Origin of the sequence: Chryseobacterium sp. MYb264 (assembly GCF_035974275.1) — a bacterium.
Taxonomy (GTDB): domain Bacteria; phylum Bacteroidota; class Bacteroidia; order Flavobacteriales; family Weeksellaceae; genus Chryseobacterium.
On sequence record NZ_CP142422.1, the window covers coordinates 2562989 to 2588102 of the forward strand.

The 25114-nt window shown below is 35.8% G+C and carries 15 protein-coding genes; 12 read left to right on the top strand and 3 right to left on the bottom strand.

The features are described from left to right. Positions 1–330: 330 nt before the first annotated feature. The gene (locus VUJ46_RS10985) at positions 331–471 is read left to right on the top strand and encodes a hypothetical protein (protein WP_312388949.1); all 141 of its coding nucleotides are present in this window, start codon (positions 331–333) and stop codon (positions 469–471) included. A 2117-nt stretch (positions 472–2588) separates the two neighbouring features. Beyond that, positions 2589–7124, top strand: coding sequence for a fibronectin type III domain-containing protein (locus VUJ46_RS10990; RefSeq protein WP_326985023.1), 4536 nt, complete (start codon positions 2589–2591; stop codon positions 7122–7124). A gap of 1395 nt (positions 7125–8519) precedes the next feature. Here VUJ46_RS10990 and VUJ46_RS10995 read toward each other — a convergent pair. After that, positions 8520–8963 (bottom strand): hypothetical protein, encoded by a 444-nt coding sequence (locus tag VUJ46_RS10995; RefSeq protein WP_326985024.1) that lies wholly within the window; start codon positions 8961–8963, stop codon positions 8520–8522. A gap of 358 nt (positions 8964–9321) precedes the next feature. Between VUJ46_RS10995 and VUJ46_RS11000 the strand changes: the two genes are divergently transcribed. The 9 genes from VUJ46_RS11000 (at position 9322) to VUJ46_RS11040 (ending at position 19369) form a co-directional block, all read left to right on the top strand. After that, entirely contained in the window at positions 9322–9861 is a 540-nt protein-coding gene (locus VUJ46_RS11000) for a YMGG-like glycine zipper-containing protein (protein ID WP_326985025.1), read from the top strand. Between the two features lie 55 nt (positions 9862–9916). Next, positions 9917–11545 (top strand): LIC_10190 family membrane protein, encoded by a 1629-nt coding sequence (locus tag VUJ46_RS11005; RefSeq protein WP_326985026.1) that lies wholly within the window; start codon positions 9917–9919, stop codon positions 11543–11545. Between the two features lie 50 nt (positions 11546–11595). Continuing rightward, a complete protein-coding gene (aroC, locus tag VUJ46_RS11010; protein ID WP_326985027.1) occupies positions 11596–12666 on the top strand; it encodes a chorismate synthase in 1071 nt (356 codons plus the stop codon). A 12-nt stretch (positions 12667–12678) separates the two neighbouring features. After that, entirely contained in the window at positions 12679–13242 is a 564-nt protein-coding gene (locus VUJ46_RS11015) for a thioredoxin family protein (RefSeq protein WP_326985028.1), read from the top strand. Between the two features lies 1 nt (position 13243). Continuing rightward, entirely contained in the window at positions 13244–13996 is a 753-nt protein-coding gene (locus tag VUJ46_RS11020; protein ID WP_326985029.1) for a hypothetical protein, read from the top strand. Between the two features lie 14 nt (positions 13997–14010). After that, complete coding sequence (locus tag VUJ46_RS11025; RefSeq protein WP_326985030.1) at positions 14011–14550, top strand: TlpA family protein disulfide reductase; 540 nt, start codon at positions 14011–14013, stop codon at positions 14548–14550. An 83-nt stretch (positions 14551–14633) separates the two neighbouring features. Next, positions 14634–14981, top strand: a complete 348-nt coding sequence (locus tag VUJ46_RS11030; RefSeq protein WP_326985031.1) for a YkvA family protein — start codon at positions 14634–14636, stop codon at positions 14979–14981. A gap of 121 nt (positions 14982–15102) precedes the next feature. Further along, positions 15103–16482 (top strand): orotidine-5'-phosphate decarboxylase, encoded by a 1380-nt coding sequence (pyrF, locus tag VUJ46_RS11035; protein WP_326985032.1) that lies wholly within the window; start codon positions 15103–15105, stop codon positions 16480–16482. 67 nt (positions 16483–16549) lie between these two features. After that, positions 16550–19369, top strand: a complete 2820-nt coding sequence (locus VUJ46_RS11040; protein ID WP_326985033.1) for an aminopeptidase — start codon at positions 16550–16552, stop codon at positions 19367–19369. Between the two features lie 498 nt (positions 19370–19867). On the opposite strand, the gene VUJ46_RS11045 is transcribed toward VUJ46_RS11040, so the two are convergent. Both VUJ46_RS11045 and VUJ46_RS11050 read right to left on the bottom strand, forming a co-directional pair. After that, the gene (locus VUJ46_RS11045) at positions 19868–20644 is read right to left on the bottom strand and encodes a T9SS type A sorting domain-containing protein (RefSeq protein ID WP_326985034.1); all 777 of its coding nucleotides are present in this window, start codon (positions 20642–20644) and stop codon (positions 19868–19870) included. Positions 20645–20732: 88 nt separating this feature from the next. Next, positions 20733–21671, bottom strand: a complete 939-nt coding sequence (locus tag VUJ46_RS11050) for a T9SS type A sorting domain-containing protein (protein WP_326985035.1) — start codon at positions 21669–21671, stop codon at positions 20733–20735. 187 nt (positions 21672–21858) lie between these two features. Here VUJ46_RS11050 and VUJ46_RS11055 point away from each other — a divergent pair, with 187 nt between their 5' ends. After that, entirely contained in the window at positions 21859–25056 is a 3198-nt protein-coding gene (locus VUJ46_RS11055) for a hypothetical protein (RefSeq protein WP_326985036.1), read from the top strand. Positions 25057–25114: the final 58 nt, after the last annotated feature.

Sequence of the window (25114 nt, forward strand, 5' to 3'; positions counted from 1 at the left end):
CATTATCGCTACGAATGCACAAATTTTATCTCCCACAGATTCTAAAGATTTTCACAGATGCTGCTGTTGATTTTTTATTGCTCCACTTTTCTGGTCTTTTATCAATAGAACGGCTTGATGAGCATTAAAAATAGGTAGTTGTCAAAAAACTTGGAGAGCCTTGGTGTTCGATATGCAAAGTGTAAGGAAAAAATCTGCATCATTTGTAAAATCTGCGAGAGTAACAAAAAACATTCTGATAAGTTAAAATTTTTGCTTCCTCCCCTAGTTTTGCGATTAAGCTACATTCGGTAACTTTTTGTATATTTAGAACGATCTAACAGCGATATTATGAATTACAAAGTATTACACAACTTATTTTTAGATTCTCTGGAACAGGAAGTTAATGAATACATTCTTCAGGGATGGCGGGCAAAAGGAGGAATAGTGGTTACAGACAAAGGGTTTTATCAGGCAATTTCAAAAGTATAAACTCTCTCTACATTTTCTTGAGAGAGGGCTTCATGAGTTCTTTTTATAATTGATTGATATTACAAAATCCTCAGCCTAAGCCGAGGATTAAAATTTGAAAGATATTATAATAAAGTGTTATAATACTATATTCAACCACTATGCCAGTAGCATAATGAATCCTGAAAAAGTGAATTTTTGTGGTACTTTTTACCAAATTATAGTTGAGGGATCATTTACGAAACCTGAAAATTAAGAAGAAAGTTGGCAGCCGAAAAGTTGCCCAGCCCCGTAGGGATTAAACATCGGATTAGAATAGAAGAATCAACAGTTCTTCATTTTATTTTTAACACCATCAATCGTTAAAGCGCTACCCCTCCTTTTAATTATTTTCTTTCGCCATGACGTTTCACTCAGAGCGTGTTTAAAATTATAATTAAAAAATGTTTTAGCTTATATCCTATTAAATTGTAAAATTTCAATGTTTTTTTTGTAACGCAAAGATTTTATTTACTTTCTACTGATTTTTAGAATGCACAGGCAAATGAATTTGCCTCGCGAAGCTTGAAAACACGCTTTGTAAAATCAACTTGTCGATTCTTCTTTGCTCACTTGAGTGTTTTTTACATTTAAATTAAAACTTTGCGTTAAAATTATACCACTAAAATTGAAACGGGCTCTCAGTAAATGCTAGCGACACTTAAAGATTTAACAGTAAAAATTCAAAGTCTTATACGTTAAACACTAGAGAATCATCAAGTTTTATGATTAAGTTTCAGCCAGCCGTTCTGCTTATAAAAGACCGTAAAAAGTTGATCATCTTATATCATTTTACCTTTAAAATTTTCTTTAAATGATTCAACCCCTTCGTGGTTATAACATTATTAAATACCTTATAAATCGAGTTTCACCCGACGCTACTGATCTTTAACCCCTTCGGGGTTTTTAAGGTAAATGCAAAAAGAAATCAATATTAGTTAAATGCTTGACACTAAATATACAGTATCACCTGTGGAAATCTGTACGATCTGTGGGAAATAAAAATCAAACTCCTTTTTAATTTTCAAAAGATCTAAACTTTTTTTCCAGATCCCCAAGTTTTGAGCTTGATCCTTTTCTTTCCATAATTCCATGCGGGACAGTGCTGCAATACGGAATACAAAACAACCCTCTGCGAACAGAGGGTCATAAAAACACAAATGATGAAAAAAAACGTCTCTTACGAGACATTGCAAATATACTAAAAAAAAACACTTCCGCGTGAATATTGCATACTATTTTTATCACGAATGTATTGATTTCCATTAATAACCGGTAGAATAAATACTCAGCATAACTATCCCAATGTTTGATACTCACTATATTTACCTGGAATAAACTTAGCCTTCTGTTTTCGATCAGTAATCACCGAATATTTTGCGCTGGAAGCCGCGAACAGGATTTGTAAAAAAAAAATCCTCAGAAAACTCTGAGGATAAAAACTAATAACCATGAAAACTCAAATTAAACATGAGTACTATACCATATTGAAAAATTATGCCAATGTATTTTCAAATTCATACTTTAAGAATATTTTAATAAATTTTATGTATTTTTAATAAAAATTCATTTATTTTTTCTCTTACGGTGAACTATAAACTATGACTATAATTGACAGAACAGCTCCATTCTACAGATACAGCATGTTACGATTATATCAATTTTTAAAAGGGTTATTTTATTTATCCTCTATTAAATTCTAAGGCATGATGGTTATTATTTAGTAAAAAACAAAAGCATAAGATACATTAATAGCAATTACAAAATGCTTAATAAAAAAGCTTTTTTTTACAAAAACAGCAAATAACAAAATCTAAAAACCTTCACTTTCATGAGCGATCACGAGAGAACAAAAAAAATAGAAATTATTGATAATAAGAAAATTACATACATTATACTTTTTTCTTACGACGTATTTTTTTTAATAATCACAGATATTTGATTTAAAAAATCAACCCAAATTAAGCATTTACTTAGCAAATTCAATAATTCACAATGGATAAAATTTATAAATTTTATAAAAAAAACAACTCTTCATATACTAAAAATAAGTAAAAAACGATTTAAATTTGTAAGATTAATATAAATAACGACAACTTATGAAGAAACTCTCTACTATTTTAGTACTTCTTCTGTGCCTCATTGACATTGGTTTTGTCCCCAATGCCTATGGTCAGGCCTCAACATTACCCTACAGTCAGGACTTTTCAACAGCTAATGACTTTACTTTCGTAAACGGAACTCAAACCAACGTCTGGTATTATGGTACGATAGCCGGTAACCCAGGTGGATCCCTTTACATTACCAACAATGGAGGAACCTCCAATGCGTATACAACAAATAATACCACCGTATCGCATGCGTACAAAGATTTTACTATTCCTGCAGGATCAGCTCTGGCTACTTTGATGTTCGACTGGCGGGCATATGGAGAAGGTGGCTATGACTACCTAAGAGTATGGCTTGTGCCAAGCACCTATACCCCTACCCCAGGCACTGAAATTACCGAAGATGCAGGAAGAATTCAGGTTGGCGGCGACTTCGGTGAGATTTCAGATTGGGAAACATACAGTAATTTTGCACTTGATATTAGTACTTTTGCGGGAGGTACCGTTCGCCTTGTCTACGAATGGACCAATGACTCTTCCTTTGGAACCCAGCCGGCAGCTGCAGTTGACAATATTACTCTGCTTATTCCGACTTGTTTGCAGCCGTCAGCACCTGCTGTGTCCGCCATAGGATCAAATACAGCAACTATTGAATGGACGGCACCGGCTACTGTACCCGGAAATGGCTATGAATACTATCTATCAACAGTAAATACTGCGCCCGATGTAAATACGGCAGGAACAGCAGCCCCGACTACATCTGCTATTTTACCTTCATTGGCAACCAGCACAACCTACTATTGGTGGGTACGATCAGTTTGCAGTACAACAGACAAAAGCATCTGGATTTCAGGAGGAAACTTTAGCACCACTCAAGTTCCCGCTCCGCTTCCTTATTTACAGGACTTTACAACAACTAACGATTTTGAATTTGTTAACGGAACCTCGGTTAACAAGTGGAATTACGGAACCGCTACAGGAAATACCGGGGGATCTATATACATTTCTACCAATAACGGCACGACCAACACATACAGCACAACGGACGCATCCACAGTACATGCCTACAGAGATATTACGATCCCTGCAGGAGCAACAACTGCAGTCTTCTCCTACGACTGGAAAGGACAGGGAGAGAGTATCTATGATTATTTAAGAGTATGGCTGGTTCCCACAACGTATACTCCGACTCCAGGAACATTAATTACTGCAGGAGGCGGAAGAATTCAGGTAGGCGCTGACTATATTAACCTAAAAGGTGATTGGCAGCATTATATGAATCCGATATTAAATATCAGCAATTTTGCCAATAGTACCATGCGTTTGGTGTTCCAATGGAGAAATGACTCAGGAGGAGGTACACAACCACCTATTGCCGTCGATAATGTCAACTTATATATTCCTACATGTAATGTGCCTACAGCACTTACGGTAAATTCTCAAACACAGGACGGTGCTTCACTGTCATGGACAGGCCCTAACCCGGCACCGGCGATCGGATATGAATATTACCTTTCAACAACCAATACAGCTCCTACCGGAACAACTGCGGGAACACCGAATACCGGAACGACTGCCAACCCAAGTGGTCTGGCATCAAACACGACCTATTATTGGTGGGTACGCGCTGTATGTTCAGGAACTGATCAAAGCATCTGGATGGCTGGACCTTCGTTCACCACAGGACAGATAGGTACAGGAACAACAACGTCTAGTTATCTGCCGGTATACTCTTACTATGGCTACAACTATTCTCAGCAGATTTATACAAAAGCTGAACTTACAGCTGCCGTAGGAAATAATAATTCTATCACAGGAATCAAGTTCTTTGTAGCAGCGTCTCAAAATCCTCAGTCGAATTATAACCAATGGGTAGTTTATTTAGGAAATACAGCGCAGAACAATTTCAGTTCAACAACAAACTGGGTTCCCCTTTCAGGTTTAACACAAGTTTATTCCGGAACGTTGCCTAATATGACCTCCGGTACCTGGGTTGAAATCCCTTTTTCAGCACCATTTATTTGGGACGGAAACAGCAATATTGTCGTTGCTGTTGATGAAAACTCTCCGAATTACACCTCAGGAGCAACCTGGGGAAGCTATACAGCAGGTTCAAACAGAGGTATTTTATATTATAATGACAATACGAACCCAGATCCTGCCAGCCCTCCTACAGCGAGCAGCAGATATTCCGATATTCCGAGAATTCAGTTCAAAGGAGAGCCTCTATTACCATGTTCCATCAACCCTCCAGGCAACATTGCTTTGGGTACGGTTACATACTCTACCGCTATTATCAGCTGGACACCGACACTCGGAGCGACTTATAATATTCAATACAGAGTTCAGGGTACCGGTCCGTGGATTCCGGCAGGACCTGTGGTTTCCCCTGGTTACAGTATCACGATTACTGGTTTAGAAGAGCAAACCACCTATGAAGTACAGATTTCGACAACTTGTGGAGGCTCTACAGGAGGATACTCTACTTCAACCGTATTTACGACCACTCCATTGTCCTATTGCCCAATGACAGGTACAGGAACGAATGATCACATCGCTAACGTTACGGTAACTTCTGCCAACGTAGGTTTCTTACCTATGAGCAACACGACTGTTCAGAATAATTATACAAACTACAATACACCTGCTACCTTAATTAATCTGGATATCGGATCTACAGGAAATCAGGTCTCTGTTGGTAAAGGATGGACAGGTACTACACAAAGTGACGCCGTGTCTGTCTGGATTGATTTTAACAGAAACGGTACTTTTGAAGCTTCGGAACGAATTCTAAACGCAGCAGCAAGTACTACGACTCCTGTTGCAGCCTATTTTGATGTTCCGGCAAATGCTTACCCAGGACCGTTAACGACGACAATGAGAGTTGTATTAAAACGTTCAAGTGCTCCTACTATGTGTGAGGCTTCTGTTACAAATGGCGAGGTTGAAGATTACGCAGTAAGATTGAGACCTTGTTCTACAGTTGTTCCAACTGCGCCAACATTTACAGCACCTACGCACACATCAACTACAGTTAACTGGACAGCAGTAGCAAACGTAACCTATCAGGTAAGATACAGAAAACAGGGACCTCCCGCCGGAGCCTGGGAAACTGCCTATGCTTCAACTCAGCTGGCTAATATTCCTTTAACAATTACAGGTTTAGATCCTGCTACAATTTATGATGTAGAAATCGCAACAGTTTGTGGTTCAAACGTAGGAACCTATTCTCCTACAACATCATTCACAACAAGATGTGATCCTACTCCTCCAAGTATCACTATCAGTAATATTACAGCATATTCAGCTACAGTAAGCTGGGCGCCAGTGGTTCCTAATGCTACTTATATCATGAGATACAGAATCGTAGGAAGTGGAGCTGCGGGATGGAGTGCAGACATTGCATTACCAACCACTTCAAACACGTATGCACTTACAAGTTTAACTCCTTATACAAGCTATGAAGTTCAGATTGCTAACCAATGTGTAGGAGAAACAACTCCAAACGCCTGGTCTAACCCTAAAGTATTCATTACAGAAAGAATTTGTGAGCTTCCTCCACCGGGACTAACAATCACAAACATTACACCTACTACCGCAGTTGTAACCTGGGATTCTTTCCCTGGAGCCACCTATATCTTAAGATATAGAAAAGTAGGAATTCCGAGCTGGACAAGCATTCCTTCCAACACGAATACAATAACCATAACAGGTTTAATAGAATTAACGAAATACGAAATGCAGGTAGTAAACGTGTGTAACGGAACCCCGGGAACCTACACCCCTCCGTACTATTTCACAACTCCAACTGTTGTTTACTGCCAGATGGAATCTGCTAACGGAACGGCAAATTATATTTCAAATGTAACAGTAAAACCTAATGGAAAACCGGAAATGATTAATGAATCAACAGGTTCAACATATACTGATTACACCGGTGATTCTACGAAATTCATCGAGCTTATTCAGGGATCCGAGGGCAATGAGATTTCCATCTCCAAAAAGCTATCAGGAACCAACAGCGATGCCGGCATTGCCGTTTGGATTGACTTTGATAGAAGCGGCACTTTCGATATTAATGAAAGAGTTTTTGCAGCAGGCCTGGATCAAACCGAGAAGCTGACAGGAACATTCAATGTACCGGCTGATGCTTTCGTGAGTTTAACAGATTACAAATATGTTGTCATGAGAGTGGCAATGCAAAAAGGAGGAATCCCTGTAAACTGTACAAGCTTTGCCGACGGAGAAGTAGAAGATTACACCATTAGAATTACTAAAAATCCGGTTCCGAACCCTACTAATCAGACGGATATCATGATCTATCCTAACCCGGTAAGTACAATACTGAATGTAAGAAACATCAGCGCAAGAGCTAATTATAAGCTTTACAATGCCGCCGGACAAATGATCTCAAGCGGAGTAATCTTAAATAATAAGATTGACGTAAGCAAATTGATAAACGGAGTGTATGTAATAGACATTGAAGATGTGAAAGGTACAGCTCAAAAGAAATTTATCAAGGAATAATAAAGCAAATTATTGCCATTTTAACGAGACCCGGAATATTCCGGGTCTTTTTTATATTTCCAGGCTGGTTATAAAGCATCTGCCTTACAGTTGCCATATATCCTCAATGATTCCGAACCTCATCTTGTACGCTGAGCGATATCACCGGAATAAGTAAAGGTAATACTGTTTTCTTTTTGAATTTACCTTACCCCCCGAAGGAGCTAAATATCAGTAGCGTCGGGTGAAGCCCGATAGATAAGTATTCAATGATGTTATACCCCTGAAAGGGTTAAATAATGTAATGGATATTTCAAAGATAAAATGGTATAAGATGATCAACTTTTTACGGTCTTTTATAAGCGGAACGGCTGGCTGAAACTTAATCATAAAACTTGATGATTCTCTAGTGTTTAACGTATAAGACTTTGAATTTTTACTGTTAAATCTTTAAGTGTCGCTAGCATTTACTGAGAGCCCGTTTCAATTTTAGTGGTATAATTTTAACGCGAAGTTTTAATTTAAATGTAAAAAACACTCAAGTGAGCAAAGAAGAATCGACAAATTGATTTTACAAAGCGTGTTTTCAAGCTTCGCGAGACAAATTCATTTGCCTGTACATTCTAAAAATCAGTAGAAAGTAAATAGTAACTGATCCAATATTTACGATCTGCCTTATCCCGCATTTTTCATTCTGTGGCTGAGAAAACGGATCACTTATTTCAAACTCGACAGCACAAAAAATTTTGAAAAATCCCAGACCTCATCATAAAAAGCATCCAAGAAGACATCGGCGACATCTTATAACACGAGTTGCCGTGGTACTTTAAACTTAGGGCCATAAAAACAAATGAACCCCACGGCAATCATGATACTAAAAAAAACCTCCCAAAGGAGGTTAAAAACACAAATGATGAAAAAAATTATTAATTAGATAAATTAATACCTATCAATTAATTCTCAAACAAATATACTTTCAATCATCAATAATATTTTATGACTCCAATCATAACACGAAAGATTCAGCAAATTAATTCACAAAAAAAAGACAATTAAATTAATAATTGTCTCAAAGTAAATTTCGTGTTTGTGTAAATTCTACCTGCGTTGTCTTTTATTATACCTTTTCCAGTAGGGCGTATCAAACCCGTACGTCCGAAAACCATTTCTTAGATTTTTTCTTTTAAGAAGCTGATAATAACCTAAAAGAGTCAGCAGAACTGAAACAAGCATACACGCGAATTTCAGAATAAATGAATAGTCTTCAATCTCCATAGTAAAAATAGCATTAGATAAAATGGGAGAATAAATTTACCATTTATTTCTTATCGACGTGAATAAAAAACCATTAATTTTTATTAAAGATTAAAATTTTTCACTTTAAGTAGAGAATTTCAGTAAGTTATATATTAAATCTTATTCTTCCCAGGTAATCGGAATATAGATCGTCACATATCCGTCAGCATCAACCTGTGCGTCTGAAACAGAAGAGGTCACAGAGCCATATCCTACCCAACCACCTTGTCCCTGCATGGCATAAAATTCATAAGTTCCTTCAGGAAGTCCCTCAGAATAAGCAGGTAAAGACTGGAAACCACCGCTATAGTAGGTATCAAAGCTTTCACCGGTCGTTGTATTGGTTGCTACAAAGCTTCCCACATCATAATTTCCCGAAAGTACTTTAGTTCCGCTTTTTGTCAAAAGACCATATCTTATTTTATAGGTTTTTGATGCAGCAACTTCTTTCGAAGAAATGTTTGAGCCAGATTCCTCATTTTTTAAAACATCTGTAGTTGTAAAAGAAGTCAAAACTGTCGTAAACCCTACTACAGCAAGGGTTTTAATCATTGAAATATTCATAATAATGTAATTTGGTTAAGTCAAAAGTAGAAATTTTATATGAATTGAAAGCAGATCCGAGATTAAATCAACATTACATTATTCAGTATTAAAAAATCAATGAAAAATATTAATTCAATTTTACTTTATCATAAAAAAAAAGATAATTAAATAATAATCAGTAAAATATAATTGCATATTATTTCAAACATCAATTAGATAATAGAAATTTTTTATTCATTGCATAAAATCAAAAATTTATTTTAAGATAATTTTAGATTATTTAACATTAGTTAACTCGGTTTTGGCTTTATAATTGAAAATACCTACACAATTAAAGGTCATCAAGACTTTTAATTCACTTCTAAAAATTTGAATTATGAAACGTTTAGTGTTAACAGGATTTTTGTCAGTATTTTTAATGACAGCCTGTAAAAAAGATGATCAGGTGGCGGAAAGATCTTTGGAACAACAGAAAATGGAGTTCCAGATGAGACAGCTTGAAATTGAAAAGCAGAAATTAGCAATTGAGAAAGAAAAAATGGCTTATGAAGCTCAGAAAAAAGCAGACAGCATTGTAGAAGCTAAAAAAGTGAAGGAAGCGGCTGCTAGCAATTCAAAACCGCAAGTGATAAGAGAAACGAAAACGATATACAGAGATAGAAATTCTTCAAGTTCAAATGGTAACTACGCCGATAACGGAAGTAGCTCTTCACAAGGAACAACCAAGAAAAAAGGGATGAGTAAAGCCGCCAAAGGAACCATTATCGGTACGGTAGGTGGTGCTGCCGCAGGGGCAATTATCGCTAAGAAAAACAGAGGTCTCGGTGCGGTAATCGGCGGTGTTGTTGGTGGTGCTACAGGTTATACGATCGGTAGAGCCGGCGACAGAAAAGACGGAAGAGTACAGCCTAAATAATTTATTATTTTCACGATAACTATAAAAGATTGCTTATTTTTAGGCAATCTTTTTTATGCTGTTATTATTTCTTTCCACCATTCTCATCATTCCGACCTTAATGGGATTGGGGAAAATTTTCACATTTTTTTCTCAGGAGAAAAGTATTTCAAGAAATATTTTAATCGGCATATTAGGTTTAAGTTTATTATTAACACTTAAATCTTTTTTTGGAGCTATTGATTTCTATACAGAAATAATAACTTTATCAATAGGATTATTTTCTTTTGTCTACCATAAATTATATAAAGACTTTTGCCAATTCTCAAAGAAAGAAATTTCATTATTAAGCATAGTTTCATTGATAATTTTATTCTGTTCTTCATTTCATCCTTATATATTAGATCATTTCGGATATTACGTTCCCACGATAAAATGGTTGAGAGAATTTGGAATGGTAAAAGGAATTTCAAACTTAGATCTCATACTTGGACAAATGTCGATCTGGCATATTTTTCAGGCTGGATTTTCACATTTTTCAGACCCTTTTTTACGAATGAACGGAATTTTACTGATAATTTATTCCATCTATGTTATAGAAAAGAAAAGCTGGATTCAATTGTGTTTTATCCCGGTTTTACTGCTTTTCTCACAATCGCCAAGTCCGGATTTACCCGTAATTGTTTTTTCATTAATTATTTTAAATGAAATTTTAAAAGGCAATAAAAATACAAATCTGCTTTTCGCATTTTCAGTTTTTGTTTTTGCCATCAAACCCACCATGATCTGGCTTCCGATTTTAAGTTTCCTCTACTCTATTTTCATCATTAAATCGCGTTTTAAATATTTAATTCCGGGAAGTTTAATTTTAATTTTATTCTTCATTAAAAATGTATGGACTTTCGGGTATCCTATTTTTCCGGTTGCAATTGGAGACTTGGGAATGTACTGGAAACCTAATCCCGAAGTCTTAAGAATATCGTCTCAATATGCCATTATGAAAACCTATGACATGCAATATTCTTATTCACAAATTCAACAATTTTCAGGTTTTGATTATATTAAAAACTGGCTTTTCTTAAACGGAATCAAATCAAAGATCAATATTTTATTTATTCTCAGTCTTTTAATTTTTATCATTTTTACCTATATCAAAAAGAACAAAATCATTACTCTTATTTGCATTTCAATTGTTATAAAAAGTATTTTAGTCTTATCATTTTCCGCGCAATACAGATTTTTTATTGATGTATTTTTTGTGATTATTTTTGTTATGTTTTTTCATCTTATTAATCAGAAAAAATCAATTATACTATTTTCAGGTTTAAGTATATTTTTCGTTCTGTTTTTATCATTTCCGAATATCATTCAAAAGTTGGCTCCGAGTTTCAGATTGGGAAATTACATGGCAAAATTCAATCAAAAGCAAATTTACAAGCCATCAACTTACGATTACAATCAATATCAAACATTTAAAGTCGGAAATTTAAAACTCAACGTATCAAATAATTATCCTTATAATTTTGACACAAAACCGCCTGCCATTTCTACAGGTTTTATTTTTGATGATGTTAAAGCAAATATTTTTCCGCAATTAATTGATGAAAATAATATTCAAAAAGGATTTATCTGGAAAAATTTAACACCGAAAGAAAAAAAAGAAGCGGAAAACGTTATCAATAATATCAAAAACAACTATAAATAGAACAAATCCTGAAACTTTATTATCTGAATAAAAAACGGTATTTTTGTACTATGTTCAATACTTTAGGTAATCTTCTCAGTCTTACAACATTTGGAGAAAGTCACGGTGTGGCTTATGGTGGAATCATCAATAATTTTCCGGCAGGTCTGGAGGTTGATCTTGATAAAGTTCAGCATGAATTAGATCGTAGGAAACCCGGACAGTCCGCTATCGTGACACAAAGAAAAGAAAGTGACACGGTGAAATTTCTTTCGGGAATTTTTGACGGAAAAACCACGGGAACCCCAATTGGTTTTATCATCGAAAACGAAAATCAGAAATCAAAAGATTATGATCACATCGCGAATTCTTATCGTCCAAGTCATGCCGATTTTACGTACGATCAGAAATTTGGGATCAGAGATTATCGTGGCGGAGGAAAATCTTCGGCAAGAGAAACCATCAATTGGGTAGTGGCTGGCGCTTTGGCGAAGCAGCTACTATCAAATATTGAAATCAACGCTTATGTCTCTTCTGTAGGCGATATTTTCTGCGAAAAACCATATCAGGCTTTAGATTTTTCTCAAACGGAAAGCAATGAAGTTCGTTGTCCGGATGCAGAAACTGCAGAGAAAATGATTGCAAGAATCAAAGAGATCAAAAAAGAAGGAAATACGATTGGTGGAACTGTTACCTGTGTGATTAAAAATGTTCCGGTGGGAATTGGTGAACCTGTTTTCTCTAAACTTCAGGCTGAATTGGCAAAAGCAATGCTTAACATTAATGCTGCAAAAGGTTTTGAATATGGAAGCGGATTCTGCGGTGCAAAAATGACAGGAAAAGAACATAATGATCTTTTCAACGAAGATTTTACGACTAAATCTAATCTTTCGGGAGGTATTCAGGGAGGAATTTCTAACGGAATGGATATTTATTTCCGTGTTGCTTTCAAACCTGTGGCCACAATTATCAGACCTCAGGAAAGCATCGATAAAGATGGAAATCCTGTGATTGTGGAAGGAAAAGGCCGTCACGACCCTTGTGTTGTCCCGAGAGCGGTGCCTGTAGTTGAAAGTTTGGCAGCATTTGTACTGGCAGATTTATTTTTAATTAATAAGACAAGAAATATTAATAATTTTTAATCATATATAAAGATGAAAAATTACTGGGATAAAGGAATTTCTTTCGAGGAATATCTTGAAATCGGAAAACAAAGACTTGAAAGTCCTGCTACACAACAGGAAATTGATTATCAACAATATTACGAACTGGGACTTCAGAGAATCGACAGAACGTTGAAAAAATTTATCCCAAATGAAGAGCAGTTGCAGGAACTTACCGCTAAAAATTTCGATGGAAAGATTTTAATTATTTCTGAAGTTTGGTGTGGTGATGCAAGCTCTACCGTTCCGGCTTTGGTTAAATTTTTTGAAGGTAAAAATGAGGTTAAAATTTTCCTTAGAGACAGCGATAAAAGTTTAATCAATCAATTTCAGACCAACGGAACAGAATCTATTCCGAAAGTTATTATTCTGGATAAAGATTTTAACGTAAAAAATTCTTGGGGCCCGCGTCCTCAATACGGAAAAGAATTGTTGATGAAACATAAAGCAGATCCTGAAGGTTATCCGAAAGATAATTTTTACAATGATCTTCAGATCTACTATGCAAAAAATAGAGGTAAAGATGCTGTTCAGGAAATTTTAGATCTTCTTTAATATGAATTCTGTACGATTTTTTATTATTTGTATTCTCATTTCAACGCTTTCGTATGCACAAAAAGGAGCATTTGAGGCTAAAGAAGTTTATTTCGCTACAGAATATAAAAAGATTCGGGAAAATAACGATTACGACAATAAAGATATTGAGTCTGTACAATTTTCTAAAGATTTTAAAAAGTTTATTTCTGAAAATCCTGAAACACTAAATTACAGTTTTAAGCAATTCAAAGAAATTGGAATTGATGTCGTTACTTCTGAGGATAAAAAATTAAGATTCTATGTTTGGGATACTGAATTGGGAGGAACGATGAAAAGTTATGATCAGATCATTCAATATTCTTCCGGTAAACAAGTGAAAACTGTTTACACCAAAGATCAGGAGGAAAATCATCATTTTGTATCTGAAATTTTGAAAACAGACATTAATAACGTAAATTATTATCTCGTTATTTTTAACGGAATTTTTTCAACCATGGACCAATCACAGGCTGTTCAGGCTTTTACGATTCGTCATAATGAATTGATTGATTCCGATAAAATTTTTAAGACCAAAACAAAAAGTCTCAACAAAATTGAAGCTAATTTTGATTTTTTCAGCGTGGTAGACAGACCCGAACGCCCTTTGAAACTCATTAAATTTGATCATAATAATTTGTATATTCCGGTGGTGAATGACAAAGGAGTGGTTTCAAATAAATATCTGATTTATCAGAAAAATAAAGATGGCTTCCAATATATTGGAGTAAAATAAATAGTATCATTTTCATGAAAAAAAATATAATTTATCTCGTATTAATTGTTATTATCGGAGGAATTGCCTTCATTCCCGGAGTAAGAAATATGTTGAAAGATACCTTTTTCCCGGTTGCTACTATTGAAAATGCAGTGCATATTGGCGAAGACGATTATGATATAGAATTAAAGGGAATCAATGTTCCGAGCACTAATCTGAAAACATTTAAAAACAAGCCTGTTTTTCTTAATTTTTGGGGCACATGGTGTCCTCCGTGCAGAAAAGAATGGCCTACCATTCAGAAACTGTATGATTCTAGAAAAGACCATGTAGATTTTGTGTTGATCGCCATGAATGATCAGGAAGATGCGGTAAGAAAATTCCTGAAGGATAATAATTACAATGTTCCTGTATACATCGCTCAAAGTCCGATCTCCGAAAAGCTGTTACCAAAAGCGTTCCCCACTACTTTTCTTTTGGATAAAACAGGACGAATCATGATCAAGGAAGATGCTTATAAAGATTGGAACACAGAGACTGTCCATCAGTTTATTGACAATATTATTAAATAATTATTTAACTAAAATTTATAATTACTTGGTACAGAATTTGCGAAATTTATACTGTTGAAAATTATTTTAAAACTAAACACAAAATGAAATATTCAAAATTACACGTAGCTAAAGAAGCCATCAGCCATAAGGGCTTTCTAAAAAAAATCCCTGATATTTTCAGAATGATAAAAGCATGGAGAAAGGGATCTTATCCCGTAAAATCAATGGACATGATTTTACCTCTGTTAGGTTTATTATATGTGATCTCACCGATAGACCTTATTCCGGAAGTAGCTATTCCCGTGCTTGGAGTTTTGGATGATTTGGCAGTATTGTCGCTTGTTATTCCCAAACTGGTTAAAGAAGTTGATAAATTTCTCCTGTGGGAAGCAGAACGCAAGTACAGTTCGGGCATCACTAAAATAATCGATGCAGAAATTGTAAAATAAATAAGAAACCATCTCTATACGGGATGGTTTTTTTATTTACTATTTTCAAATTAATACTAAACAAATTCACAATTGACTTTTAACCGTAAATCCTTAAATTTGCAACATCTAATAAAAAATAATGGAAAGTAAAAAAGAATTCTTTTTAGAATGCTACAAACTAGGTATCATTAAATTCGGAAGATTTACATTAAAAAGTGGGATCGAAAGTCCGTTTTATGTAGATTTAAGACCATTGGCTTCAGATCCTAAAATCTTAAAAAATCTTGCTAATTATTTATTGGAAATGCTTCCTTTAGATAATTTCGATTTGATTTGCGGAGTGCCGTACGCGGCTCTTCCCATGGCAACAGCTATGTCTTTAGAAAGTTATATTCCATTAATTATCAAAAGAAAAGAAGCTAAAAGTTACGGAACAAAAAAATTAATTGAAGGCATTTATCAGAAAGGGCAAAACTGTCTTTTGGTAGAAGATGTCATTACTTCCGGAAAATCTTTGGTTGAAACCATTGCTGAAGTTGAGCAGGAAGACTTGAAAGTAGCTGATATCGTAGTGGTTCTGGACAGAGAACAGGGCGGAAAAGAACTTTTGGAAAGCAAAGGATACAGAGTTCATACGCTTTTTAACATTTCAGAAGTCTGTGCTATTCTTCAGGAAGACGGGCAGCTAAGTGATGAAGAGGTAAAAAGAATTCAGGATTTCCTGAAAGGAAATCATATTCAGTTTGAAGAAAAGCAGAGATCTTCTTACGAGCAAAAATTAAACGTCGCTCAACACTCGGTTTCCAAAAAATTATTAGAAATTGCATTAGAAAAAAAATCAAACCTTATTGCTTCCGCAGACGTTACAACCACCCATGAACTATTGGATTTTGCGGAGAAAGTAGGCCCACATATTATTGCTCTGAAAACTCATATAGATATTATTTCGGACTTCGAGTATGAAAAGACAATTGCTCCACTAAAAGCGTTGGCTTCAAAACATCAGTTTTTATTAATGGAAGACAGAAAATTTGCTGATATCGGAAATACCCAGGAGCTTCAGTTTACAAGCGGGGTTTTCAAAATCACGGATTGGGCAGATTTTGTGACTTCTCAGGTTATTGGTGGTTTTGAATCTTTAGACTGTTTTAAAAACGTAGGTGTTGTTGCCATTATAGGAATGTCTTCAAAAGGAACTTTAACAACTAGCAGCTATCGTGAAGAAGCGTTGAAAGTTGCGCTTTCTCATCCAAACGTAATCGGTGGGGTTTCCCAGAATCAACTTCCGGATGAAATGTTATTATTTACCCCGGGAGTCAATTTAGCAGATTCAGGAGATGGAAAAGGCCAGCAGTATAATACCCCGGAACATGTTTTTAAAACCCTTCATACGGACTTTATTATTGTAGGAAGAGGCATTTATAAATCTGAAAACCCTGAGCAGTCTGCTTTAAACTATAAAAATGAAGGTTGGAATGCTTATTTAGGCTCTTTAGAGAAAAAAGCAATTCAGAACTAAAAACTTAAGTTAAAATTCAGCATATTTTAACTAAAATAAATTATATTTGGAGCTTTATCACATTTAATTGAGAAAGTTTAGTATTTGCTTTGTTTTGTTTTTGGGAATTGTTCAGGTTTCTGCACAGAAAGACAGTATTTATATTGAAGCCAAATTATCGGCCGACAAAAAAATACTGGACGTAAATCAGGAAATTACCTATTACAACCACTCCGATAAGGAGCTTAACACCGTAAAACTTCTCAATTGGGTTTCGGCTTATCACAAAAGAGGAACATCTTTGGTGTACAGAAAACTTGAAGACAGAAATAATGATCTTCATTTTGCACAACCTGAACAACAGGGAAAATTATTACAGCTTCATGTAAAAAATTCCGAAAATCAGGAAGTTTCTGTGGAAGATTTTTCAAAAGAAACGTTATTTGTTCCGCTTTCTCAGCCTTTGAAACCAGGTGAAAAAGTGATTTTACAACTGCAATATCAGATGCAGCTTCCCGATAAAAAATTTACGGGCTATGGAACATCTGATAAAAATATAGCTTTAAAATATTTCTTTATTGTTCCGGATCATTTTGATCCGGACAATATTTTGAAAAGAGATTATTATGATATTGAAGAAACGGTGAACTTCAATACCTACTGGACCGTTAATTTCGATGCACCCGTTAACAGTTTTATCGAAAGCAACCTTCAGCAGATCCAGATGAATTTTTTCAAAGGATATTTAGATTCTGATCCCGAATTTTTAATCTCGGATCGACCATTTTCTTCCATAGGTATACATTCGGAAGGAATAGATACTGAAATAATATTTGGTTATCCTCTCAAACCTCAGGAAAAGCAGGATCTTGAGTTTTTTCTTCCTCTACATTTAAAATTTATTAAAGACCGAATCGGCATCATTCCTGAAAGACTTTTCATTACAGATAAGTTCAGGACAAAGGAGGATTTTTTCGGAAATAATGATATCAGATTCTGGAAACTTAGATTTCAGATGTTCACCGATGCAGAGAAAACTGACTTGGATTATTTTGGAATCATCACTAAAAAAATTCTTGATGAAACGGTGATTGCGGATAAGGAAAATAAACACTGGTTTAAAAATGGGTTAAAATCTTATCTCGAAATACAGTATTTACAGAAATTCTACGGTGAAACTAAAATTCTCGGTTTCCTTCCAGAAACCAAAATTCTGGGTATGAAACCACTGAAACTGTTTCATGCCTCCGAGGTGAAATTGATTGATCGGTACGGATTGGCCTATCAGTATATTATGTCTCAAAATCTTGATCAAAAAATTGACGATCAGTTCTCAAAGCTGAGTAATTTTAATGATATGGCCATCAGTAGTTTTGAGACCGGAAGCCTATTGAGCTATTCAGCCGACAAAATGGGCTATGATCATTTCAATACACTGGTTAAAGATTTTATCACCAAAAATACAGACAGACCTATACAGCCTGAAGACTTTCTGAAAGAACTGTCGGAAAAAGACAAAACCACCAGCTACCTAAGTGAATTCTTAAGACAGAAGAACAGGATAAATTTCAAATTAAAGCGCATAAAAAAAGAAGAAGATTCTCTACATATTCATATAACAAAAAATACAGATGCGCCCATTCCAGTAAAACTGGAAACCGAAAACACCGATGGCGGTAGAAAATCATACTGGATCGAAACAGACGAAAGGGAAAAAGTAAAAACATTTACAATCCCTGCCACAGATATTAATAAAATCACGTTAAATGATAATTATATCTTCCCTGAATCCAACTACAGAGATAATTTTTTATATGCCAAAGGCTTTTTCTCAAACAATAAAAAGATCAGGCTTAAGCTGATAAAAGATATCCCAAACCCTGAATTCAATGAAATTTATATCAGTCCGAGAGTTCGTTTTAATAATGCATACGATAAATTTCTTTTAGGTTTTAATTTTAAAAATCAGTCACTGTTTGATCAGAAGTTTCTCTATTCGTTTACTCCGATGTACAGTACAGGAACAGGAAAACTGACAGGCTCAGGAGCCGTCTCTTATTCTATTTTGCCTGCTGAAAGTATTATCCGAAGCCTGACTTTTGGTGTTTCGGGATCATATTTTCACTATGATTATAATCTTGCTTACAGAAAAGCATCGTTCTTCACCTCGATTAACTTTAGAAAAGACCCGAGAAGTACTGTAGGACGCGGTGTTTCTTTTTCATACAATTATCTGGAAAGAGATCTGAACCCTATAAGAATAGCCCGAAGAGACTACAGCAAATATAATCTCTGGAGCTTAGGCTATGGGTACACCGACAGTCAGATGATTCATGAAAAAAGTTTAAGCATCAGTACTCAGGGGATGGAAGATTTTAATAAAATTACCGCAGAAGGGCTTTACCGATGGGAGTTTGCACCAAAGCAAAAGTTGAGTGTAAGAGCATTTGCCGGATATTTTGCCAGAAATGAGACCAGAAATGCCATGTTCAATTACGGTATTTCCAGAGTTTCCAATTACGCTTTTTCTTATACCCTGCTGGGTGAAAGTGCCAATAGTGGAATCTTATCGCAGCAGTATATTTTGGCGGACGGGGGCTTTAAGTCTTTTATTCCTGGAACTGTAAATCAGTGGATTACTTCTCTGAATGTTGACACCAGTGTATGGAAAATTTTCCACGTTTATGCAGATGCCGGCATGTATAAGAATAAAAATCAGACCACCCAGTTTATTTGGGACAGTGGTATAAAGGTAAGAGTTATCCCCGATTTCCTCGAAATATACTTCCCTGTTCAGTCTTCACTGGGATTTGAACCCGGATTTAAAGATTATGCCAGACGCATCCGATATACTTTGGTACTTAATTTAGGTTCTATTGTTAATGCCACCAGAAGAGGTTGGTACTAAATTCGCAGATGATGCTGTCTCTGTTGGTTTTTCGAAGGCCTAAAGGTATTTTTGAATGCTTAATATTTTAAATCGCAAGGATTTTATCAAAGATAAAATTGAGGGCTGAAAAATAATCGCCACGAATGCACTCATTTTATTTCCCACGGATCGCACAGATTTTCAAAGATGATATCGTTGATTTTCTTTGCTTCATCTTTCCGGTCTTTTATCAATAGAACGGCTTAGTGCGACTTAAAACGGGAGTTGTCAAAAAACTTGGTGGGGCTTCGTCTTCAATATGTAAAGTGTAAGGAAAAGAATCCGCTTCATTTGCAAAATCTACGAGAGCAAAAAATTTCATCTTACATAATCTAAATTTTTTGCCTAGTCCCCAACTTTTGTACTTGATCCGTTTCGACCTGAGATCGGGATAATAAATCCATCATTACATGCTAAACGAAAAACAGCTTCTCTAAAAAGAGAAGCTGTTTATGTTTGTAAAATTCTAATCTGAGATTAGTCTTTCAGGATTCTCTGAGAAACCGACTGATTGTTTACAGTTCCTGTAACAATATAATTTCCTTTGGCAAGTTCTGCTACATTAACCGAAGCACCTGATTTTACAGAAGCTGATTTTACAATCTGTCCTGACATATTGTAAATCTTTACATCTTTTACATCTGAACCGAAAGTAATTTCATTGGTTTTAACAAATGTGTTTTTCACAAAGTTTCCTTTAGCTGCAGAAGCGAAATCAGAAACTCCCAAAACAGCTGCCGACGTTACCACAATATCATCTAAGAAAAATCTGTTGTTAGAAGCAACATTTCCTTCAAAAGTTAGCGTAACATCTCCGGTAGCGTCTGTAATATTCACAGTGTAATCGGAAAATGAACCTTTAACCATCGTTACCGTAGCTTGACTTAAAGTTGCTCCCGTAGCAGAAATTTTCAAAGTAGTTGACTCACTGCTTCCACTCCAGGCTCCAGCTCTGAAAGTTAATGTGGCGTTACCTGTTAAAGTGAAACTAGGAGTTTTAACACTTCCTTTGCTATTACCTGTTCCTACCTTAATACATTGATCTCCTTTATACACTTTTGAAAAATCCCATGCTCCTCCTGTGGTATAAGAAGTATTTCCATCAGTGTAGCCAGCATTAGCTGCACTTCCACTCCATCCACCACTGTTTCCACCTGTTCCTGATACATCATCAAATGTTGCACTGAATACAGTTTGAGCAAAAAAACCGGACACTACCATTACTGTAGCAAAAAGCGAATAAATCTTTTTCATTTCGTAAAGTTTTAAATTAGTGGTGTAAAACTAGAAAAAATATACCGCCATATTTTGACGGCATATGATAATTAACAATAACTTAAAATTAGAGCTTAATAATTTTCACCGAAAGAAATTGGCTTTCCGAAGTTCCCGCCACTATATATGCTCCCGATTTCAAACCGCTGATATCAAGTGATATACCTGGCGTAACCAATGCCTTTTTAACAAGTTTTCCGTTTATGTCATATATCTTTACTTCAGCCTTTATCCCAAATATAAGTTCATTGGTTACCATTGTTTCTTTCAGGAAGCTTTTGGGGGAAATAAAATGTTCTGCGGTTCCCAGATAAGAAGAATTCTGTGGGGTCAGTGAAAAATCGTCCACAGCAAGACCGTCATCATTTCCGGGAATATTTACATCCACAAATCTGATCCAGAAATGCTCTCCCGGAGCAATATTCAGTTCCGTAATGGTTGAACTTATCAGTGACCTGTAATTATCATTGTTCCCATTTCTCGCACCTGCATTTCCTGAGATATCTGTTGTCATATACGAAAGCCCGGAAACTGTGGTCCATGTTCCTGTACTTAATGAAACAGCATCGGTACTGATTTCAAAAATAATCTGGTCCTGTGTAGTTCTTCCGGTGCTTCCCATTCTCCATTCTTCCCCGGTGTATGAAACCAGCAGTTGATTGATGCTGTAGCCGGTATCATTTTTAAAATGGGCTCCCCATCGCGATGTCAAATTCGTACTGGCTACTGCTCCGAGAGCTCTGTCACTGTCTCCCGCTGCCCCATAGCTATAAGTGTCTCCTGAGCCTGAAGATCCATTAGCTGCTGTATAGCTGGTATTGGCAGCAGAGCCCGTTTCTAAGATACTCCAGCCCGTGAGGTTTTCTGTAAGGGTTGTGGATCCGGTACCGGTACTTACCAATCCATCAAAATTCTGGGTATACTCCACATTCATTGTGGTAAGACTGATTTGTGCGAAAACTGAACATGCCAAGCAGATCATCATCGCTAGATAAAGTTTTTTCATTGTTTCGAAATTTTATTTTTAATCATTTTGAATCTTAAAAATAATTCGAATTAGACTTTAAACACAATAAATTGGCTAAAATTTTGTTAATAATGCTAAAATCTTAATTATAAACAATTTTTAGTTATTTTTACCAATTATTTTTAAGTTCTTGCGGAATTTTTTTCTAATATTCGTGATATTTTTCATGGGCCTTTTGACAATAAATGGTCAGACTTTTACGTGGAAGAATCCCAATATTCCTCAGGACTCTGTAAAAAAAGACAGTATACTGGCTGCAAGACTGGAGCAGGACATCTTCGCTAAAGACACTCTCGATTTTGTTAAAACCAGTAACAGAATTATCGTGGATGAGGCTGTGTTGGCTAAAAATGATAAAAAAAGATTTTTAGGAGAACTTAACTCTAAAGGCTCGATTATCCGTGGAATTACTTTTGGTAATAATCAGGGGCAGTCCGTCCAGAGTTCTATGGATCTTCAGATTTCAGGAAGACTGTCAAAAGATGTCACCATCTTAGCAAGTATTTCAGATCACAACCTTCCTATTCAGGCGGATGGTTATACCCAAACCCTGGAAGAGTTCGACAAAATATACATGCAGCTTAATATAAAAGACAAGTCTATCTTAAGAGCCGGACATTTAGATCTTGTTGAAGCTAAAAACTATTTTGCCAAATTCCAGAGACGAAGTATGGGTCTTGAGTTTCAGACTGAATTTGGTAAAGAAAACAAAACATTTGTCGATGTGTCCATGGGGGTTGCCCGAAGTGAGTTTCACAGAGTCCGCTTTCAGGGGGTGGAAGGCAATCAGGGGCCCTACCGTTTAACAGGGAAAAACGGGGAACAGTTTATCACTCTTATTTCAGGTTCCGAGCAGGTTTTTATTGATGGTATTTTAATGAAACGCGGGGAAAACCAGGATTATGTCATTAATTACAATACCGGTGAAGTCACATTTACCAGTTTCCGCCCTATTTTCCAGCAGAACTTTATTACCATTTCCTATAACTATACCAACCGGAATTATTCCAGGTATTTATTTACAGGAAAAGTGGAGCATAAAAGGGAAAAATTCAAAGTCGGATTAAATTGGTTCATGGAAAATGACAATAAAAATGCTCCGTTAGCTTTAAATCTTTCCAAGGAGGACGAGCAAATTCTCGCTGACGCAGGCAATAATCCTGATCTTATGTATGCTCCTTCCGGAGTAGTTACCCCTTATGATGTCAATAAGATTTTATATCGTTTAGTTCAAAACGGCAATGGCAATTATTATGAATTTTCCACCGATGCTGACGAAACACTTTATCAGGTCTCTTACACCTATTTCGGAGCTAATTTAGGGGATTATAAAACATCACAAACCACTAATAACGGACGTGTTTTTGAATATGTAGGACCTAATCAAGGAGATTACAGAGCCGTGAGAAAACTTCCTTCTCCACAAAAAGCGCAGGTGTATTCTGTGAATACAGAAGTAGCATTGAAAGATGGAAAGATAGGAGCAGATTTCTCATTAAGTAATTATGATCTCAACCTATTTTCATCAAAAGACTCTGACCAGAATTTAGGATACGCGGGACGTATTTTCGGAAATAAAACCTTCTCGAAAAATAACTGGAAAGGAACACCTAGTTTTGAATATCAATACATTGACAAGCAATTTCATATTCTGGACCGTATCAATGATGTGGAATTCTCCAGAGATTTCAACCTTGCTCAGGAATTCAGCGGAAGAACACAGAACAGATTTATTTTCAGTTTTCTGAATAAATGGAATAATAAATCAACCTTAAACTACCGCATCAACTATCTGGATGAAAAAGAATCCTATAAAGGGATTAAAAATGATCTGGACTTTGGCTGGATCAAAGGAAAATTTTTCACCAAGGGAAATTTCTCTTACCTCGGAACCAACGCGACCCTTCAGGATACTAAATTTATCCGGGGTGGTGCTTCTACAGAATATTCCGGCAAAAAAGGGAGCTGGACATTGGGGGGAAGTATGGAGCATAATGAAAAAACATACAATGACACCCAATTAATGGATGTTACAAGCTTCAGCTGGAAGGAACTCTTTGTTCAGAAAAAAATTGGGGACAGTACACGAACCAAGCTTTTAGCCAAAGTTTATATGCGCGATAACGACTCGGTACGTGATAACAAACTTCAGAATATGAATAATATTTTGGGAATCATGGCCGAAAGTCAGTTGATCAAAAGTGAAAAAACAACGCTTAACGTACTTCTCCATTACAGAAAATTCTTTTATCAGAATCAGGATGTCGATGCAGCAAGAAATAATGACTTTGTCGTCGGAAATATTCTGTATAACCAGCAGTTATTCAGAAACGGAATGCGTTTGCAGGCTTTTTATGAATTGGGTAATGGCCAGGAAGCACAAAGAGAGTTCCAATATATAAAAGTGACAGACGGACAGGGAGTTTATAAATGGACGGATTATAACGGTGATGGTGTTCAACAGCTTGATGAATTTGAAATTGCAGAATATTCAGATTTAGCACAATATATAAGGGTTTACACGAATTCTGTACGATATATTCCTTCCAATAAAAACAAGTTACAATTGGCATTATTTGTAAATCCTTCCATCATTTTTAATTCTGAAAATGCCTTTTTAAAACGCTGGAATTTTAATGTCTCTTTAAATTCACAAAACTCTTTTTATAAAAAAGATAAAGTTTTAGTACTCAATCCTTTTGAAAAAAGTGATGATCAGATTCTGAAAAATCAAAATATCCTGGCTTCTGTTCAGTTCAGCCCTACCGAAAAGTCAGGTTGGAATGGTAACTACCGTTTTATAGCCAATGACAATGTCATCAATGCCAATTTCAGTAATGAAGAACGCGAGCAAACTTCTCATTTTGTAAACATAGGCTACTGGTTTAATAAAGAATTCAGGATAGACTGGGAAAATTCCGTGCACGATATTCAGAATTCATCACAATTATTTGCCACAAGAGATTATCATTTAAGTAATTTTGAAACCAAACCAAAGGCTACCTATAAATTTACAGATGCCATTCAGGCTGAGCTCTCCTCTGCTTTCAGACAAAAAGAAAGGCTGGACGGTGAAGAATTATTAAAGGCTTTTGACATTACAGGAACCATTCAATGGGAGCGCAAGAAAACTTCTATCAGAGGGAATTTTTCTTTCATTAACAATAACTTTAACGGAAATAATTTCAGTATTGTCGGTAACCAGATGCTTGACGGTCTGAAACCCGGAAAAAACCAGGTTTGGAGTGTATTTATCCAGCAGGCTCTGAATTCTTTCCTGCAATTAAATCTGAATTACGAAGGAAGAAACTCCGGAGAGCGAACCATCCATATTGGAAGTATGCAGGTGAAGGCGAGCTTTTAGAGTTTTAGAGTTTTAGAGTTTTAGAGTTTTAGAGTTTTAGAGTTTTAGAGTCAAAATT

Coding starts and splice junctions, on each gene's coding strand:
- VUJ46_RS10985 (WP_312388949.1), top strand. CDS start 331: ATGAATTACAAAGTATTACACAACTTATTTTTAGATTCTCTGGAACAG.
- VUJ46_RS10990 (WP_326985023.1), top strand. CDS start 2,589: ATGAAGAAACTCTCTACTATTTTAGTACTTCTTCTGTGCCTCATTGAC.
- VUJ46_RS10995 (WP_326985024.1), bottom strand. CDS start 8,963: ATGAATATTTCAATGATTAAAACCCTTGCTGTAGTAGGGTTTACGACA.
- VUJ46_RS11000 (WP_326985025.1), top strand. CDS start 9,322: ATGAAACGTTTAGTGTTAACAGGATTTTTGTCAGTATTTTTAATGACA.
- VUJ46_RS11005 (WP_326985026.1), top strand. CDS start 9,917: ATGCTGTTATTATTTCTTTCCACCATTCTCATCATTCCGACCTTAATG.
- aroC (WP_326985027.1), top strand. CDS start 11,596: ATGTTCAATACTTTAGGTAATCTTCTCAGTCTTACAACATTTGGAGAA.
- VUJ46_RS11015 (WP_326985028.1), top strand. CDS start 12,679: ATGAAAAATTACTGGGATAAAGGAATTTCTTTCGAGGAATATCTTGAA.
- VUJ46_RS11020 (WP_326985029.1), top strand. CDS start 13,244: ATGAATTCTGTACGATTTTTTATTATTTGTATTCTCATTTCAACGCTT.
- VUJ46_RS11025 (WP_326985030.1), top strand. CDS start 14,011: ATGAAAAAAAATATAATTTATCTCGTATTAATTGTTATTATCGGAGGA.
- VUJ46_RS11030 (WP_326985031.1), top strand. CDS start 14,634: ATGAAATATTCAAAATTACACGTAGCTAAAGAAGCCATCAGCCATAAG.
- pyrF (WP_326985032.1), top strand. CDS start 15,103: ATGGAAAGTAAAAAAGAATTCTTTTTAGAATGCTACAAACTAGGTATC.
- VUJ46_RS11045 (WP_326985034.1), bottom strand. CDS start 20,644: ATGAAAAAGATTTATTCGCTTTTTGCTACAGTAATGGTAGTGTCCGGT.
- VUJ46_RS11050 (WP_326985035.1), bottom strand. CDS start 21,671: ATGAAAAAACTTTATCTAGCGATGATGATCTGCTTGGCATGTTCAGTT.
- VUJ46_RS11055 (WP_326985036.1), top strand. CDS start 21,859: ATGGGCCTTTTGACAATAAATGGTCAGACTTTTACGTGGAAGAATCCC.